Consider the following 14998-nt stretch of genomic DNA (forward strand, 5'->3'; position numbering starts at 1 on the left):
GGAAGGAAGAATGAAGAAAAAGGTGACAACAATTGCTGCACTTGCGTTATCGACTAGTGTATTAGTTGCAGGTTGTGGGAATGGGGAAAAAGCATCGACAACGAAGAAAGAGACAGGTAAGGAGATGGCTGATAAGCAAGTGCTAAACTTACTAGAAACAGCAGAGATTCCTTCAATGGATACTTCCAAATCAACAGATTCTGTATCATTCCGTGTCTTTGTAAATGCAATGGAAGGTTTATATCGTTTAGATAAAAATAATAAACCAACGCCTGGTATGGCAAAAGGTGTGAAAATTAGTGAAGATAAAAAAACATATACATTTGAGCTACGCGATGCCAAATGGTCCAATGGTGAACCAGTACGTGCGCAAGATTTTGTATACGGTTGGCAACGTGCATTAGATAAAGCGACTGCGGCTGAGTATGCATTTATATTATTTGACGTGAAAAATGCACAGAAGGTTAATAAAGGAGAACTACCTTTAGATCAATTAGGTGTTAAAGCGAAAGATGACAAAACATTAGTAGTAGAATTGGAGCAACCAGCACCATATTTTCTTGAGCTTACGTCATTCCCAACATTTTTCCCTTTAAATGAAAAATTCGTAAAAGAACAAGGGGATAAGTACGCGTTAGAAGCGGATAAAATTTTATACAATGGACCATTTACATTAAAAGAGTGGAAACACGAACAAAGCTATCAATTGAAGAAAAACCCTAATTATTGGGATAAAGATACTGTAAAGTTAGAAGAAATTAATGTAAGTGTCGTGAAAGAGACGAGTACAGGAGTAAACTTATATGATAGTGATCAAGCTGACCGTGTTATTTTAAGTTCCGAATTTGTTGATAAGTATAAAAAGAATAAGCCAGATGAATTTAAAACGAAGTTAGACCCACGTATGTATTTCTTACGCTTTAACCAGCAAAATGCAACATTTAAAAATCAAAAAGTTCGTGAAGCGATTGACTTAGCGTACGATAAAAAAGGGATTGCAAATGTAATTTTAAATGATGGTTCATTACCAGCGTATTTCTTAGTACCTGAAAAGTTTACGACGGGACCAGATGGGAAAGACTTCCGTTCTGTAAATAAAAATTTCCGTGATAGTAAAGATAATGCGGCAAAAGCAAAAAAATTGTGGGAAGAAGCAAAGAAAGAACTGGGTCAAGATACGATTACAGTGGAGCTATTAAATGATGATAATGGCAGTCGTAAAAAAGTAGGAGACTTTATTAAAGAAGAGTTAGAGAAAAACTTACCAGGTATAAAAGTGAATTTGAAGCAACAACCATATAAGCAAAAACTAGATTTAGAGAAGAACTTGCAATATGAATTCTCATTATCTGCATGGAGCCCAGATTATCCAGATCCAATGACATACATTGATATGTTCATTACAGGAAGCACATTTAATGAAATGGCTTATTCTAATCCGAAATATGATGAATTAGTAGCTAAATCCAAAGGGGAACTATTAAAAGATGATGCGGCACGTTGGAAAGCACTTGCAGAAGCTGAAAAAATCTTGATTGGTCAAGATGCAGCGATTTCACCTGTATATCAGCAAAGTACAGCATACTTAGAGAAGCCATTTGTAAAAGGAATTGCTAACCATACGTTTGGTGGGGACTTTAGTTATAAATGGGCATATGTTACCAAAAAATAGTATAATAAAAGATGAGGGAATTTTCACTCATCTTTTTTCTTCGTGTAAGGAGGTTTTATTTTGATAAAGGGGATTAATCATCTTTGTTTTTCAGTTTCAAATTTAGAGAAATCTATTCAATTTTATGAAAAAGTATTAGAAGGGAAGTTGCTAGTTAAGGGAAGAAAAACAGCATATTTTCATATATGTGGAGTTTGGATAGCTCTTAACGAAGAAACTGATATTCCGCGAAATGAGATTCATCAGTCTTATACGCACCTTGCTTTTACTGTTGAAACAGAGGATTTTACGCACTTATTAACACGATTAGAAGAAAATAAAGTTCATCTGTTGCAAGGAAGGGAACGTGATATAAGAGATTGTCAGTCTATTTATTTTGCTGATCCAGATGGTCATAAGTTTGAATTCCATTCGGGTACATTACAAGCTCGTTTAAATTATTATAAGGAAGCAAAACCTCATATGACATTTTACTAAGAGGATGTGGAAGAATTGCATGCACTTGTTATCGGTGGTACTGGGATGCTAAAGGAAGTGTCTATTTGGCTTTGCAATCAAGGATTACATGTTTCTGATAACAAGAAATTAGAACATGTGAAACAAGCATGTAATGAACCATGGAAAACTACGGGTCTCTCTTTAGATTATCATAATGATAATGATTTAAAGGAAACTGTGAAAGATTCTATTGAACGAAATGGACCTATTACATTAGTAATAGCATGGATACATACGACAGCTAAACAGGCACTACAATTAATTTGTATGGAAATGGAACGTTCTGCTAAGGAGTATAGTGTTTTTCATATAGTAGGCAGTAACGCATCGCGTATGAAAGCATAAAGGATGGGTGGGGCATTATGTAGTTATCATCGAATTATATTAGGCTTTATTTTGGAAGATAAACATGCAAGGTGGCTTACTCATAAAGAAATAGTAGAAGGAGTTATAAAAGGAATTGAAAAGAAATGCAGTGAACAAATTGTAGGGGTATTGGAACCATGGGAATTACGTCCAGGTTGGTAAGGGGGAGAAGAAAATGAAAACGACGGTATATGTAACACGGCATGGAGAGACAGAATGGAATGTAGCTAGGCGTATGCAAGGAAGAAAAAATTCTGCTTTAACTGAAAAAGGGATTTCACAAGCAAAACAACTAGGTAATCATATGGAAAATGTACCACTTCATGCGATTTATAGTAGTCCGAGTGACAGGACACTTCATACTGCTGAGTTAATCAGGGGCGAGCGAGATATACCTATTATTGCAGATGAACATTTTTATGAAATAAATATGGGAGTATGGGAGGGGCAAACGAGTACTGAGTTAGAACGACAATATCCAGAAGAAGTAAAATTGTTTTGGAATGAGCCTCATAAATTCCAATCAACATCAGGGGAAAATTTTAGCGTTGTTCATAAAAGAGTGTTAGAAGGAATACAACTTCTTTTAGAAAAACATGAAGGAGAAAGTATTTTAATTGTATCTCATGCAGCAGCAGCTAAATTACTTGTGGGCCATTTTGCGGGGATTGGTATTGAGAATGTATGGGAAGATCCTTTTATGCATAGTGCAAGTTTGAGTAGGATTGAGTTTGAGGGGGAAAAAGGTGAAGTTCAACAATTTGCAGATATAAGTCATTTTCAGCAAACGTAAAAAAGACCGCTTATGTAGCGGCCTTTTTTATTTTCGCATAAAGAACTAGAAATTACGTTTTTTATACCAGAAGTGATCGAATTTTTTGTGTTTGCAAGAAGACCATTTATGTCCGCCACTATTGCAACTTGAACCATGATCCCATTTATGTCCGTCATCATGACAGTCCTTGCCATGATCCCATGAACTATCACAAGAACCATGATGGTGATGAGGGAAAAATACACATTTTTTACAGAAACATCTTTTTGTCCAGAAACATTTCTTTTCAAAGCGAACGCATTTTGTAACAAACGTACATTTTTTCACGCGAGTACGTTTTGTAACAAATGTACATTTTTTCACGCGAGTACGTTTTGTAACAAAAACGCATTCTTTTCTACGAGTAACTTTCGTAACGAATGTCCATTTTTGAACACGCACACGAGTACATTTTGTAACGAATGTCCATCTTTTTACACGAGTACATTTTGTAATGAAAGTACAATGTTTTCTACGAGTACATTTTGTAACGAAAGTACAATGTTTTACATGAGTACATCTTGTTCTTGGACATTTACGCCCTGTTGTACATTTACACCCTGTTGTACATTTATGATGAGAAAATTTATCATCATCGCACTCAAAAGAGCTAGGGTCCTGATGTAAAAAATCCTCCATCCCAGCACTTTTGATTTCCTCAACGGCTTTTCTAATATCACGCTTCATAGAAATCCTCCTTATCCTGTTTCAAAATGAAAAGGTATTCTTTTACATTAACTATGATATGAAGGTAGGTATCCCTCGACACGGGACAAGAGTGTAATTTTGTAGAAATGGATAGTAGCGGATGTATGGACAAGACAAGGCGCATACATTGAATGAAGAGAATATAGGAGGGATGAGAAACTATGCTGCCTTCGTATGATTTTTTTATTCATCCAATGTACTTAGTGGAGTTGAAGAAAGATATTTGGTCGGATAGTCCAGTGCCAGCAAAGTTAACATATGGGAAAAAGAAGTATGACATTGATATTGTTTATCGAGGAGCACATATTCGTGAATTTGAGAAGAAATCATATCATGTTATGTTTTACAAACCGAAACGATTTCAAGGGGCGAAAGAGTTTCATTTGAATTCTGAGTTTATGGACCCGTCGATTATTCGAAATAAATTATCTCTTGATTTTTTTCATGATATTGGGGTACTTTCACCAAAATCACAACACGTATGTATTAAAATTAACGGTCAAACCCAAGGCGTATATTTACAATTAGAATCTGTTGATGAAAACTTTTTGAGGAATAGAGGATTACCGAGTGGTTCCATTTATTATGCAATTGACGATGATGCGAATTTTTCTCTAATAAGTGAGAGGGATAAAGATGTTAAAACAGAGCTCTTTGCAGGATATGAATTTAAGTGTTCAAATGAAAATAGTGAAGAACAATTAAGTGAATTCGTCTTTCAAGCGAATACATTATCAAGAGAAAATTATGAAAAAGAAATTGGAAAGTATCTTCATGTGGAAAAATATTTCCGTTGGTTAGCTGGTGTAATTTTGACTCAAAACTTTGATGGCTTTGTTCATAACTATGCATTGTACCATAATGATGAGACAAATTTATTTGAAGTAATACCGTGGGATTATGATGCAACATGGGGACGGGATGTACAAGGAAGACCACTTAATCATGAATACATTCGTATTCAGGGATATAATACACTAAGTGCAAGATTGTTAGATATACCAGCATTCAGAAAACAATACCGTAATATTTTAGAAGAGATTTTAGAAGAGAAATTTACAGTGTCATTTATTAAACCGAAAGTAGAAGGAATGTGTGAAGTTATTCGACCTTACTTACTTCATGATCCATATATGAAAGAAAAAATTGAAGTTTTCGATCAAGAAGCTGAACTTATTTTTGAATATATAAATAAGAGACGACAATATATACAAGAGCACCTACATGAATTAGGATAATATCGAAAGAGATTGAATCATTGTCAATCTCTTTTTTTTATAATGAAGATGGAACATTAAGGAAAGTGATATAGTAATAAGAGAAATACAAAATCATAAAGTACAGGTTGGTGAGAATATGAAGATTAAATGGATTGATTGGGTAAAACAAATACAGTCTATAGCTCAAGCAGGTTTAACGTATTCAAAGGACGTGTATGATATCGAGCGTTTTCAACAATTGCGTGATATTTCAATTTCTATGATGTCTCACTACACAAAGACAGATTGGGAAGTAGTCGAGAAACTGTTTGCGAATGAGACAGGCTACCAAACACCTAAAGTAGACATTCGAGCAGTTGTGTTTCAAAATGATAAGTTGCTATTTGTGAAAGAAAAAATTGATGGGAAATGGGCATTGCCAGGTGGGTGGGCAGATATTGGTTATACACCAACAGAAGTCGCAGCAAAAGAAGTGTGGGAAGAAGCTGGTTATGAAGTAGACCATTTTCGATTACTAGCAATATTTGATAAAGAAAAACATCAACCATCACCATCCATAGCACATATATATAAAATCTTCATTGGTTGTGAAATCATTGGAGGAGAAAAGAAAACAAGCATTGAAACAGAAGAAGTAGATTTTTTTAGTGAAGAAGAAATACCAGAATTATCAGTTGCTAGAAATACAGAATGGCAAATTAAAGAAATGTTTGCTTATATGAAGGATAAAAATAAAGAGATATTGATTGATTAGTGAAAAAGAAAGTTTTGTATAAGTGGTATAATAGTGAAAGTTTGTACATACTTTTCAAAAGAAAATAATGAATATATTGGCAGATAACAATCTTTATGTAATAATAGGAAAGTATGTGAAGGAAAAAGGAGTTAGAAACGAAAATGTTAGCAAATATAATAGATCAATTATTGCAATTCTTTTCAAGTCTAGGGTATTTTGGGGTCGCTCTAGCTTTAATGATTGAAATTATCCCAAGTGAGATTGTACTTTCATATGCCGGTTTTTTAGTTGCAGATGATAAAATTAGTTTTGTGGGTGCAGTTATTGCAGGTACAATTGGTGGTACTTTGGCACAAATCTTTTTATACTGGTTAGGATATTATGGTGGGCGTCCAGTAGTTGAAAAGTATGGGAAATACTTGCTTATTAATAAGCATCATTTAGATGTGGCTGAAAGCTGGTTTAAGCGTTACGGTGCAGGCGTAATTTTTTCTGCGAGATTTATTCCAATTGTACGCCATGCCATTTCAATTCCAGCAGGATTAGCAAAAATGCCATTAAAGCTCTTTACATTGTATACTGTAGTAGCGATTATACCATGGTCAATTCTCTTTATATATTTAGGAGAAAAGCTTGGTGGAAATTGGCGACATATTAAAGAATATGCAGCTGATTATACGCATTACATAATTATAGGAGCAGTTCTCTTTATCGCTCTGTATTTCGGTTCAAAGATTTTGAAAAAGAGAAAAACAACTCGTTAAAGCCAATGACTTCATTGGCTTTTTTGTTTTAGTTCTAAAAAACAGAAGTTGTCCATAACCTGTAATAATAAAGCGTAGCGGGGGAATGGGATGAAAGGATCACCGTTTTTACGTGGAACATTATTTTTAACGATGGCGACGATGATATCTAAAATGTTAGGGTTCATATACGTTATTCCATTTACGGCGATGGTAGGAACGAGTGGATATGTATTATATACGTATGCATACCGTCCTTATACAATTATGTTAAGCATTGCGACAATGGGGTTGCCACTTGCTGTTTCGAAAATGGTTTCGAAGTATGATCAGCTTAATGACTATCATACTGTTAAGAGGGTGCTAAAGAGTGGTATCGTTTTTATGGTCATTATGGGCGCTATTTCGTGTTTAGCATTATATATGTTAGCACCACATTTAGCTAAACTTGTGATTGATGGAAATGATCAATCTGGGAATAGTGTGACAGCTGTCACGTATAATATTCAAATTGTAAGTTTTGCGTTAATACTTGTGCCAGTAATGAGTTTATTGAGGGGATTCTTTCAAGGATTCCAATCGATGGGACCTTCGGCATTGAGTGTTGTTGTCGAACAGTTTTTTCGCGTTTTAACGATTTTAATAGGAAGTTTTGTTGTTTTATATGTTTTGAAAGAGTCAGTTTCACTAGCGGTAGGTATTTCAACGTTTGGAGCATTTATGGGTGCTGTCGGTGGATTAATTATTTTGAGTGCCTATTATATGAGAAGGCGAAAATACTTGAAACAAAAGGAGATAGCAAGTATTCCACAGACAACGAAATCTTTTTTTTCGTTATATAAAGAGCTATTTACATACTCCATTCCATTTGTTGTAGTTGGTTTGGCAATTCCGTTGTATCAAACAATTGATACATTTACAATTAATAAACTATTAATACAAGTAGGGTATATGCAAGGTGAAGCAGAAAAGATTAATGCGATAATCGGCCTCGTACAGATGGTTGTACTTATCCCAGTTTCTGTGGCGACAGCTTTTAGTATATCTCTTGTTCCAGAGATGACGAAAGCATATACGGCAGGAAATGAGCAATTATTATATAAACATTTCACGAAAACGAATTTGTTAGTAGTGGGGATTACGATTCCAGCAGCAATCGGAATGATTGTATTAGCGAAACCAGTATATATGCTTTTATTTGGAGCTGGAAATGATCCAAGTATGGGAAGTGTTATTTTGCAGTACTATGCACCAGCATGTATATTATTTTCACTATTTACAGTAACAGCTGCGATGCTACAAGGAATTAATCAACAACAAAAAACAGTACTCGGTTTAATAATAGGTATAATTGTAAAAGTAGTATTAAATATTACGTTGTTACCGTACTTTGATTATGCGAGTTTCATTATTGCAACATATGCTGGTTATACTATTTCAGTTGGGTTTAACTTGTGGATGCTTTCTAAATATGTTATAAAGGCAACATAAGCTTTTCAAAAAGGCAGAGCGGACTCTGTCTTTTTCTATTTTGAAAGATTTTAAGAAAAAAACGTTTTCAAAATAATTTTCCTATTGAAATTTGAACGTTTGTTTCATATGCTGAAAATAGCGGTTCAAAAACTGTTGTCTAAGTGAGGTAGATTCCCACATGTAAAAAGAATCGGGGTGATAGTATGTTAAATATTTATTTAACAGACCGAAACGGAAAACTACAAGAGATTGAGGAAATTCAAAAGGGTTGCTGGATTAATGTACTTCATCCAACAGAAGAAGAAATTCAATTTTTAGTTCAAACTTTAAATGTTGAACTAGATTTCATTAAAGACCCCTTGGATGATGAAGAACGTTCTCGTATCGAGAAAGAAGATGATAATGCTTTAATTATCGTGGATATTCCGACAGTAAGGCATGATGAAGAAGGAAATTCCATATATGATACGATTCCAATTGGTATGATTGTTATGCCAGAATGCTTTGTTACCATTTGTTTAGAAGAAAATCCAATTTTTGAGCGCTTTATCAATCAGCGTATTAAAGAGTTTTATACATTTAAAAAGACGCGCTTTGCTCTTCAGCTCTTATATACAATTTCTACTTATTATTTAAGATATTTAAAACAAATCAATCGAAAAACAATCGACTTAGAGCATCAATTAAATAAGTCGATGAAAAATAAAGAGATTTTTACGTTACTAGGACTTGAAAAAAGTTTAGTCTACTTTACAACATCTTTAAAAGCAAACAAAATTGTAATTCAAAAGCTAATGCGTAATAGTACATTCTTAAAAATGTATGAAGATGATCAAGATTTGTTAGAGGATGTATTAATTGAGAATAAACAGGCAATTGAGATGGCTGAAATATATAGTCATATTTTAAGCGGAATGATGAACACATTTAGTTCGGTTATTTCTAATAATTTAAATAGTGTTATGAAACTGCTGACTTCTATTACAATTATTTTATCATTACCAACGATGGTTTCGAGTTTCTTTGGAATGAACGTAGCTATTCCACTTGAAGGTAACCCGCATGGTTTTGTAATTGTAATGATTATATGTGCAACATTATCTTGCACTTTGGCGTTTATTTTTTGGAAGAAACGTTACTTTTAAAAATAAGAAGGCTGCTCTAGCATAGTTATAAAACTGCGCTAGAGCAGCTTTTTTGTTAGGAAAAGACTTGTTCATAATAATAATATATATTGTAATCACATCTTGTATTTTTATTATGGAGTATGTATAAGACTTGTTCAATTCATAAAAGAAGGTTAAAATTACATATTGTTAATGAAAAGATGGAGGAAATACATCATGGAATTGTTTCAGTTACCGAAAGCATTCCTGCAAATGAATACAATCTTTATCTCGATATTAATTGAGGCACTACCATTTGTGCTGATTGGTGTATTTATTTCAGGATTCATTCAAATGTTTGTGACAGAAGATATGGTGGCAAAGTGGATGCCGAAAAACCGATTTTTGTCCGTGTTATTAGCTACTTTTCTTGGTATGATGTTTCCAGGATGTGAGTGTGGTATCGTTCCGATTGTTAGACGTTTAATTGGAAAAGGTGTTCCACCGTATGCTGGAATTGCATTTATGTTAACCGGACCTATCATTAATCCGGTTGTATTATTTGCGACATATGTTGCCTTTGGAAGTAGTATGCATATGGTATGGTATCGTTCAATTGTAGCTATTGTTGTAGCGATTATCGTTGGAATTATATTATCATTTATGTTTAAAGAACATCAATTAAGAGATGATCGCTTCCCAGAAGTGAACCATAAGCGTCCGTTACGAAAAAAGATGTGGGATGTTTGTACACATGCGGTTGAAGAGTTCTTCTCAATGGGGAAATATTTAGTATTAGGAGCGTTAATTGCAGCAGCAGTTCAAACGTTTGTACAAACTTCAACATTACTTGCTATCGGACAAGGGCCGTTTTCTTCATCAGCTGTTATGATGGGTCTTGCCTATATTTTATCACTATGTTCAGAGGCGGATGCATTTATTGCATCTTCGTTCCAAAGTACATTTTCAACAGCGTCGCTTGTCGCGTTCCTCGTTTATGGACCGATGGTGGATATTAAAAATATGTTTATGATGCTTGCGACATTTAAAACGAAATTTGTAATTGTTGTGATAGCTACAGTTACACTTGTTGTTTATGCAAGCTCACTACTCATTTATGCGATGGGGTGGTAGGTTATGTTTCGAGCATATATATTATTAGGTTTTACAATTTTAATTGCGCAACTTCATATTTCAGGTAATATAACAAGGTATATTAATATGAAGTATGCATATTTATCAACAACAGCAGCAATTATTTTAGGTTTTTTAACGTTTGTACAAATTATTATTGTTTTTCAAAAAGAACATCAGAAGGAAAAAGAAAAAGAAAAAGAACAGCATAATTGCGGTTGTGATCATAGTCATTGTGGGCATGATCATTCAAAAGATGAAAATACATGGTGGAAAAGAGTGTTTTCGTATACACTGTTCTGTTTTCCGATTATCTCTGGATTATTTTTCCCGATTGCAACATTAGACTCAGATATTGTTAAAGCAAAAGGATTTCATTTCCCAGTTGCACAAGCAGAAAGTACAGATCCATTTATGACAAGGCAATTCTTAAGACCAGATACGAGTATTTATTACGGAAAAGAAGGATATCGTGGTGTAATGGAAAAAGGGAAGAAAGAATATGTTACGAAAGACAATATTGCTTTAAAAGATGAAGATTTCTTAAAAGGGATGGAAACAATTTATAATTATCCAGGTGAGTTCACTGGTAAAACTCTTTCCTTTAAAGGATTCGTTTTCCGAGACGATTCTTCACAGAAAGAACAATATTTCTTATTCCGCTTTGGGATTATTCATTGCGTAGCCGATTCAGGTGTGTATGGCATGTTAGTGAAAAAGCCAGAAGGAGTAGAATGGAAAAATGATGATTGGATTCAAGTAGAAGGACAAATTTCGACTGAATTTTATCAACCATTCCATGCTAATATTCCCGTTTTAGAAATAACGAAATGGAATAAAGTTGAACCACCGAAAGAACAATATGTATTTAGAGGAGCCGATTGATAACAATCGGTTCTTTTTTATAGACTAAAAGTTCTAAAAATTGTTAAAATATAACATGTAGTTCACTTGGTGTAGTATTTATTTCAATAGAGAGGATAAAATAATTAAAGGGGTGAGAGTGATGACAGAAATAAAGGGAAAAACGGTTAACGAATCGAGAGTGTTTACAACAAGTCGTGTATTTCCGACAGACTTAAATGATCATAACACATTGTTTGGAGGAAAAATACTAGCTGAAATGGATATGATTGCTTCTATTTCAGCAACAAGGCATTCGAGAATGGAATGTGTGACAGCATCGATGGATTGGGTAGATTTTTTACATCCGGTTCGTTCAACAGATTGTGTGAGTTATGAATCTTTCGTTATATGGACAGGAAGAACGTCAATGGAAGTGTTTGTGAAAGTAGTAGCGGAAGATTTGATTTCAGGTAACAAACGTATCGCGGCGACGTCGTTCGTTACTTTTGTTGCACTTAGTAAAGAAAATAACCCTGTCCCAGTACCGCGTGTTATTCCAGAAACAGAGGAAGAGAAACAATTACATGAAATCGCTGTTTTACGTGCAGAGCAACGCCATTTGCGTAAAGCAGAGAGTAAAAAAATAGCAACCTTATTAAATATATAAAAAGTAGAAATGAAAAGCGGACACCTAAAATAGGTGTCCGCTTTTATAGTTTTTTCATCTACATATCGTATTACAATAACTACTTAGCAATTAGCAAAAGCAAGCAGCACCGACGATAATTAAGAGGATAAATAATACGACTAGTAACGCAAATCCATTTCCGTGTGCAAAGCCCATTGATATTTCCTCCTTTTATTTTAAGATACAACATACAATATGCAAACGCGCATTTGTTTGACATGGACATATATCATGTAATCCTACATTTTTTTGTATGTTAACTAAAAAAAAAGGAAAGATATAGGAATGACAGTTCTTAAAGAAAGGAAATTATCCATGAAGCACTTTATCATTATAATGTTGTGTCTCATAGGTGTATTCATATGGATGAACATCGATGTAGAAATGGGGAAAAAAATGACTGGTGGATATGAAATAGGGGAAATCCGATATGGGAATTTTCAATTATATACAAATGGAGAAGATTTATACAAAAATTTATTTGATGATATAAATCGTTCAGAAAAATATGTATATATGCATTTTTATATTGTAGGTAAAGATGAAGTGAGTCGAGAGTTTTTGCAGTTATTGGAGAAAAAAGCATCACATGGTGTAGATGTGAAATTGTCAGTAGATCGGATAGGTGGATATAAAGTTAAGAAAAAAGTAATTCAGCACTTAAAAACAAAAGGTGTAAAGTTTACTTTCAGTAAAAAGCCTAAATTTAAAAATTTGTTTTATTCCTTACATCAACGCAATCATAGGCGTATGGCTATCATAGATGGGAAAGTATCATACATAGGTGGTTTTAATATTGGGAAGGAATATCTTGGTGAAGACCCTAAATTTGGTCCATGGCGTGATTATCATATGCGCATTGAGGGGGATGGTGCGAGTGATATGGAACAAAAATTTGCAGAAGATTGGCAGGAAGATACGGGGGAAAAGTTTCCTGTGCATCAAAATCCATTTACGGCAGGACATGCGAAATATCAATATGTATTTTCAAACGGAAAAGGCTTATGGAAAGAGTATGGGGCACTATTAAAGCAGGCTAAAAAATCTTTAATTATTGCCACGCCATATTTTGTGCCAAGTGAAGAAATGATGCAAGGTTTGAAAGACGCATTAGGGCGAGGGGTATGTGTGAAAATTCTCGTTCCTTTTAAGAGTGATGCCGTATTGTTAAAGCAGGTTGCTTATCCTTATTTAAAAAAGATGTTAGATGCTGGTGCGGAAATTTATCAATACCGAAATGGATTTTTTCATGGGAAAGTGACGATAATTGATGATGAAATCGTTGATGTTGGCACCGCCAATTTTGACAACAGGAGTTTTTATTTGAATACGGAATCGAACTGTTTTATATATGACAAAGCAGTGGTTGCAAATGTATGGAGTCGATTACAAGAAGATTTTCATAAATCGAAACGTTTTTCTAATAAAGATTTTGAGAAAATTAGTAGCTGGGATTGGTTTCTAGCAAGAATAGCAAATGTTCTAGCATCATATTTATAACATATAGTAAAAAAGAAGGGAGGTAGTCTTATGGATTGTATGAAAGAGTTAATGAGTTGTAGTTATATGCTTATATATAAAATCGGAGAATATATGAATGAAATACAGGATGAAGAGCTAAAGAATATATTGCAGCAACATTTACCGTATATGTTACAAGCATATAATGAGCAGGTGAATTTCCAAGAGGGGGAAAATATTCAGCATATGACTTGTACACAAATATGGCCTCCTTTTGCGGAAGTAGATGTAGAAATCGAAAGAGGGAATTTAGGTGATAGTGAAATTGCTATTTGTTATATTTCAAATTTAAAAAGATTAGCTTTGCATTTTGCTCAAGTTGCGGTAGATGTTGCGAATCCTGAATTCCGCTCTTTTTTAGAAAATTGTTTTGTAAAAATGAACCGTTATGCATATAGTGTTTGGCAATATGTTGTGAAGAAGGAATATAAGATTGAACATATATATGAAAATGAGAAGTTCGCGTAGAAAAAACAAGACGGAATAAGAACCGTTTTGTTTTTTCTACGTCTTTTATAAACTTTTAACCATCCCACCATCTACAAGGAATGATTGTCCAGTCATATACGTATTTGCATTAGAAACGAGGAATGTAGCAAATGTCGCGAATTCAGTAGGTTGTCCGTATCTGCCAAGAGGGATAATGGATTCATAATGTGTTTGGACATCTTTTGCTGAAATGCCGCGTATTTCAGCAGCTGCTTCATCTAAAGCAGCGACGCGATCTGTAGCAATGCGCCCAGGTGCGAGCGTATTGATTAAAATGTTATATGGAGCAAGCTCAGATGCTAAAGTTTTTGCCAATCCTGTAATTCCAGTACGAAATGTATTAGATAATAATAATCCAGGAATGGGTTCTTTAATAGATGATGAAGCTATATTTATAATTTTCCCACCCTTTTCTTTCATATATGGAAGTATTTCACGAATAATACGAACATAGCTTAACAAGTTAAGTTCAAATGAGTTATACCAGTCTGCATCTGTTAATTGTTCAAATGTGCCAGGCTTAGGGCCACCAGTATTATTAACTAAAATGTCAATGGTACCGTAAGTTTCTACGGTATATTGTATGGAGTGTTTAATATTTTCTTTGTTTGTCACATCGCAAACTGTATACATAACATTCCCTTTATGTAAAGTTTGTAATTCCTTTTGTAACGACGCTAATGTATCTTTATTGCGGCTGAGTAGCATAACATTTGTTCCTTCTTTTACAAGCTCTGTTGCAATCGCTCTTCCTAGCCCTTGACTTGAAGCGACGATAAGAGCTGTCTTTCCAAATAATCCAAGTTCCATATGTATCAACCTCTCTTTTTTAGTAACTCTATTATATGAAAAAAAAATATGGAATGAAAAAGATTTTATTTTGTTATCAGAAAATTTACAAAAATTCACTATATCTTTACCCTTTTCTAACATTGTCTTTAAAAATAGAGAGTAGTATGGGATTGTACATATTCTATCAAAGGG

At 34.1% G+C, this 14998-nt stretch carries 16 protein-coding genes and 1 pseudogene; 14 read left to right on the top strand and 3 right to left on the bottom strand.

Features of this window, described 5'->3' with window-relative positions; genetic code table 11:
• Positions 1–10: 10 nt before the first annotated feature.
• The 4 genes and pseudogenes from DJ93_RS22485 (at position 11) to DJ93_RS22500 (ending at position 3329) form a co-directional block, all read left to right on the top strand.
• On the top strand, positions 11–1672 hold the full coding sequence (locus DJ93_RS22485; RefSeq protein ID WP_042983326.1) for a peptide ABC transporter substrate-binding protein: 1662 nt from the start codon (positions 11–13) through the stop codon (positions 1670–1672).
• Between the two features lie 60 nt (positions 1673–1732).
• On the top strand, positions 1733–2149 hold the full coding sequence (gene fosB, locus DJ93_RS22490) for a FosB/FosD family fosfomycin resistance bacillithiol transferase (protein WP_042983327.1): 417 nt from the start codon (positions 1733–1735) through the stop codon (positions 2147–2149).
• A 15-nt stretch (positions 2150–2164) separates the two neighbouring features.
• Positions 2165–2698 (top strand): annotated as a pseudogene (locus tag DJ93_RS22495) (short-chain dehydrogenase).
• 13 nt (positions 2699–2711) lie between these two features.
• Positions 2712–3329: a phosphoserine phosphatase 1 gene (locus DJ93_RS22500; protein ID WP_042983328.1), complete on the top strand. Its 618-nt coding sequence runs from the start codon at positions 2712–2714 to the stop codon at positions 3327–3329.
• 45 nt (positions 3330–3374) lie between these two features.
• Here the strand turns inward: DJ93_RS22500 and DJ93_RS22505 are convergent, their stop codons facing one another.
• Positions 3375–4037: a CotG/ExsB N-terminal domain-containing protein gene (locus DJ93_RS22505; protein ID WP_042983329.1), complete on the bottom strand. Its 663-nt coding sequence runs from the start codon at positions 4035–4037 to the stop codon at positions 3375–3377.
• A gap of 182 nt (positions 4038–4219) precedes the next feature.
• Between DJ93_RS22505 and cotH the strand changes: the two genes are divergently transcribed.
• The 8 genes from cotH (at position 4220) to DJ93_RS22545 (ending at position 11983) form a co-directional block, all read left to right on the top strand.
• A complete protein-coding gene (gene cotH, locus DJ93_RS22510; protein WP_042983330.1) occupies positions 4220–5296 on the top strand; it encodes a spore coat protein CotH in 1077 nt (358 codons plus the stop codon).
• 118 nt (positions 5297–5414) lie between these two features.
• A complete protein-coding gene (locus DJ93_RS22515; RefSeq protein ID WP_042983331.1) occupies positions 5415–6032 on the top strand; it encodes an NUDIX hydrolase N-terminal domain-containing protein in 618 nt (205 codons plus the stop codon).
• A gap of 143 nt (positions 6033–6175) precedes the next feature.
• A complete protein-coding gene (gene uptA, locus DJ93_RS22520) occupies positions 6176–6778 on the top strand; it encodes an undecaprenyl phosphate transporter UptA (protein WP_042983333.1) in 603 nt (200 codons plus the stop codon).
• 90 nt (positions 6779–6868) lie between these two features.
• Positions 6869–8248: a putative polysaccharide biosynthesis protein gene (locus DJ93_RS22525; RefSeq protein ID WP_042983334.1), complete on the top strand. Its 1380-nt coding sequence runs from the start codon at positions 6869–6871 to the stop codon at positions 8246–8248.
• 185 nt (positions 8249–8433) lie between these two features.
• Entirely contained in the window at positions 8434–9375 is a 942-nt protein-coding gene (locus tag DJ93_RS22530) for a magnesium transporter CorA family protein (protein WP_042983335.1), read from the top strand.
• A 198-nt stretch (positions 9376–9573) separates the two neighbouring features.
• Positions 9574–10470, top strand: coding sequence for a permease (locus DJ93_RS22535; RefSeq protein ID WP_042983336.1), 897 nt, complete (start codon positions 9574–9576; stop codon positions 10468–10470).
• Positions 10471–10473: 3 nt separating this feature from the next.
• Positions 10474–11355: a TIGR03943 family putative permease subunit gene (locus tag DJ93_RS22540; RefSeq protein WP_042983337.1), complete on the top strand. Its 882-nt coding sequence runs from the start codon at positions 10474–10476 to the stop codon at positions 11353–11355.
• A gap of 121 nt (positions 11356–11476) precedes the next feature.
• Positions 11477–11983: an acyl-CoA thioesterase gene (locus tag DJ93_RS22545; RefSeq protein ID WP_042983338.1), complete on the top strand. Its 507-nt coding sequence runs from the start codon at positions 11477–11479 to the stop codon at positions 11981–11983.
• A 90-nt stretch (positions 11984–12073) separates the two neighbouring features.
• Here DJ93_RS22545 and DJ93_RS31115 read toward each other — a convergent pair whose 3' ends face one another.
• A complete protein-coding gene (locus tag DJ93_RS31115; protein WP_000505094.1) occupies positions 12074–12160 on the bottom strand; it encodes a YjcZ family sporulation protein in 87 nt (28 codons plus the stop codon).
• A 159-nt stretch (positions 12161–12319) separates the two neighbouring features.
• Here DJ93_RS31115 and cls point away from each other — a divergent pair, with 159 nt between their 5' ends.
• Both cls and DJ93_RS22555 read left to right on the top strand, forming a co-directional pair.
• Positions 12320–13504 (top strand): cardiolipin synthase, encoded by a 1185-nt coding sequence (gene cls / locus DJ93_RS22550; RefSeq protein WP_042984307.1) that lies wholly within the window; start codon positions 12320–12322, stop codon positions 13502–13504.
• 30 nt (positions 13505–13534) lie between these two features.
• Positions 13535–13993, top strand: a complete 459-nt coding sequence (locus DJ93_RS22555; RefSeq protein WP_042983339.1) for a spore coat protein — start codon at positions 13535–13537, stop codon at positions 13991–13993.
• 45 nt (positions 13994–14038) lie between these two features.
• Here DJ93_RS22555 and DJ93_RS22560 read toward each other — a convergent pair whose 3' ends face one another.
• Positions 14039–14824, bottom strand: coding sequence for an SDR family oxidoreductase (locus tag DJ93_RS22560; RefSeq protein ID WP_042983340.1), 786 nt, complete (start codon positions 14822–14824; stop codon positions 14039–14041).
• Positions 14825–14998 lie beyond the last annotated feature (174 nt).

Source organism: Bacillus clarus (genome assembly GCF_000746925.1).
GTDB classification, from domain to species: domain Bacteria; phylum Bacillota; class Bacilli; order Bacillales; family Bacillaceae_G; genus Bacillus_A; species Bacillus_A clarus.

Coding starts and splice junctions, on each gene's coding strand:
- DJ93_RS31115 (WP_000505094.1), bottom strand. CDS start 12,160: ATGGGCTTTGCACACGGAAATGGATTTGCGTTACTAGTCGTATTATTT.
- DJ93_RS22555 (WP_042983339.1), top strand. CDS start 13,535: ATGGATTGTATGAAAGAGTTAATGAGTTGTAGTTATATGCTTATATAT.
- DJ93_RS22535 (WP_042983336.1), top strand. CDS start 9,574: ATGGAATTGTTTCAGTTACCGAAAGCATTCCTGCAAATGAATACAATC.
- DJ93_RS22560 (WP_042983340.1), bottom strand. CDS start 14,824: ATGGAACTTGGATTATTTGGAAAGACAGCTCTTATCGTCGCTTCAAGT.
- uptA (WP_042983333.1), top strand. CDS start 6,176: ATGTTAGCAAATATAATAGATCAATTATTGCAATTCTTTTCAAGTCTA.
- DJ93_RS22540 (WP_042983337.1), top strand. CDS start 10,474: ATGTTTCGAGCATATATATTATTAGGTTTTACAATTTTAATTGCGCAA.
- DJ93_RS22545 (WP_042983338.1), top strand. CDS start 11,477: ATGACAGAAATAAAGGGAAAAACGGTTAACGAATCGAGAGTGTTTACA.
- DJ93_RS22485 (WP_042983326.1), top strand. CDS start 11: ATGAAGAAAAAGGTGACAACAATTGCTGCACTTGCGTTATCGACTAGT.
- DJ93_RS22525 (WP_042983334.1), top strand. CDS start 6,869: ATGAAAGGATCACCGTTTTTACGTGGAACATTATTTTTAACGATGGCG.
- DJ93_RS22515 (WP_042983331.1), top strand. CDS start 5,415: ATGAAGATTAAATGGATTGATTGGGTAAAACAAATACAGTCTATAGCT.
- cls (WP_042984307.1), top strand. CDS start 12,320: ATGAAGCACTTTATCATTATAATGTTGTGTCTCATAGGTGTATTCATA.
- DJ93_RS22530 (WP_042983335.1), top strand. CDS start 8,434: ATGTTAAATATTTATTTAACAGACCGAAACGGAAAACTACAAGAGATT.
- DJ93_RS22505 (WP_042983329.1), bottom strand. CDS start 4,037: ATGAAGCGTGATATTAGAAAAGCCGTTGAGGAAATCAAAAGTGCTGGG.
- cotH (WP_042983330.1), top strand. CDS start 4,220: ATGCTGCCTTCGTATGATTTTTTTATTCATCCAATGTACTTAGTGGAG.
- DJ93_RS22500 (WP_042983328.1), top strand. CDS start 2,712: ATGAAAACGACGGTATATGTAACACGGCATGGAGAGACAGAATGGAAT.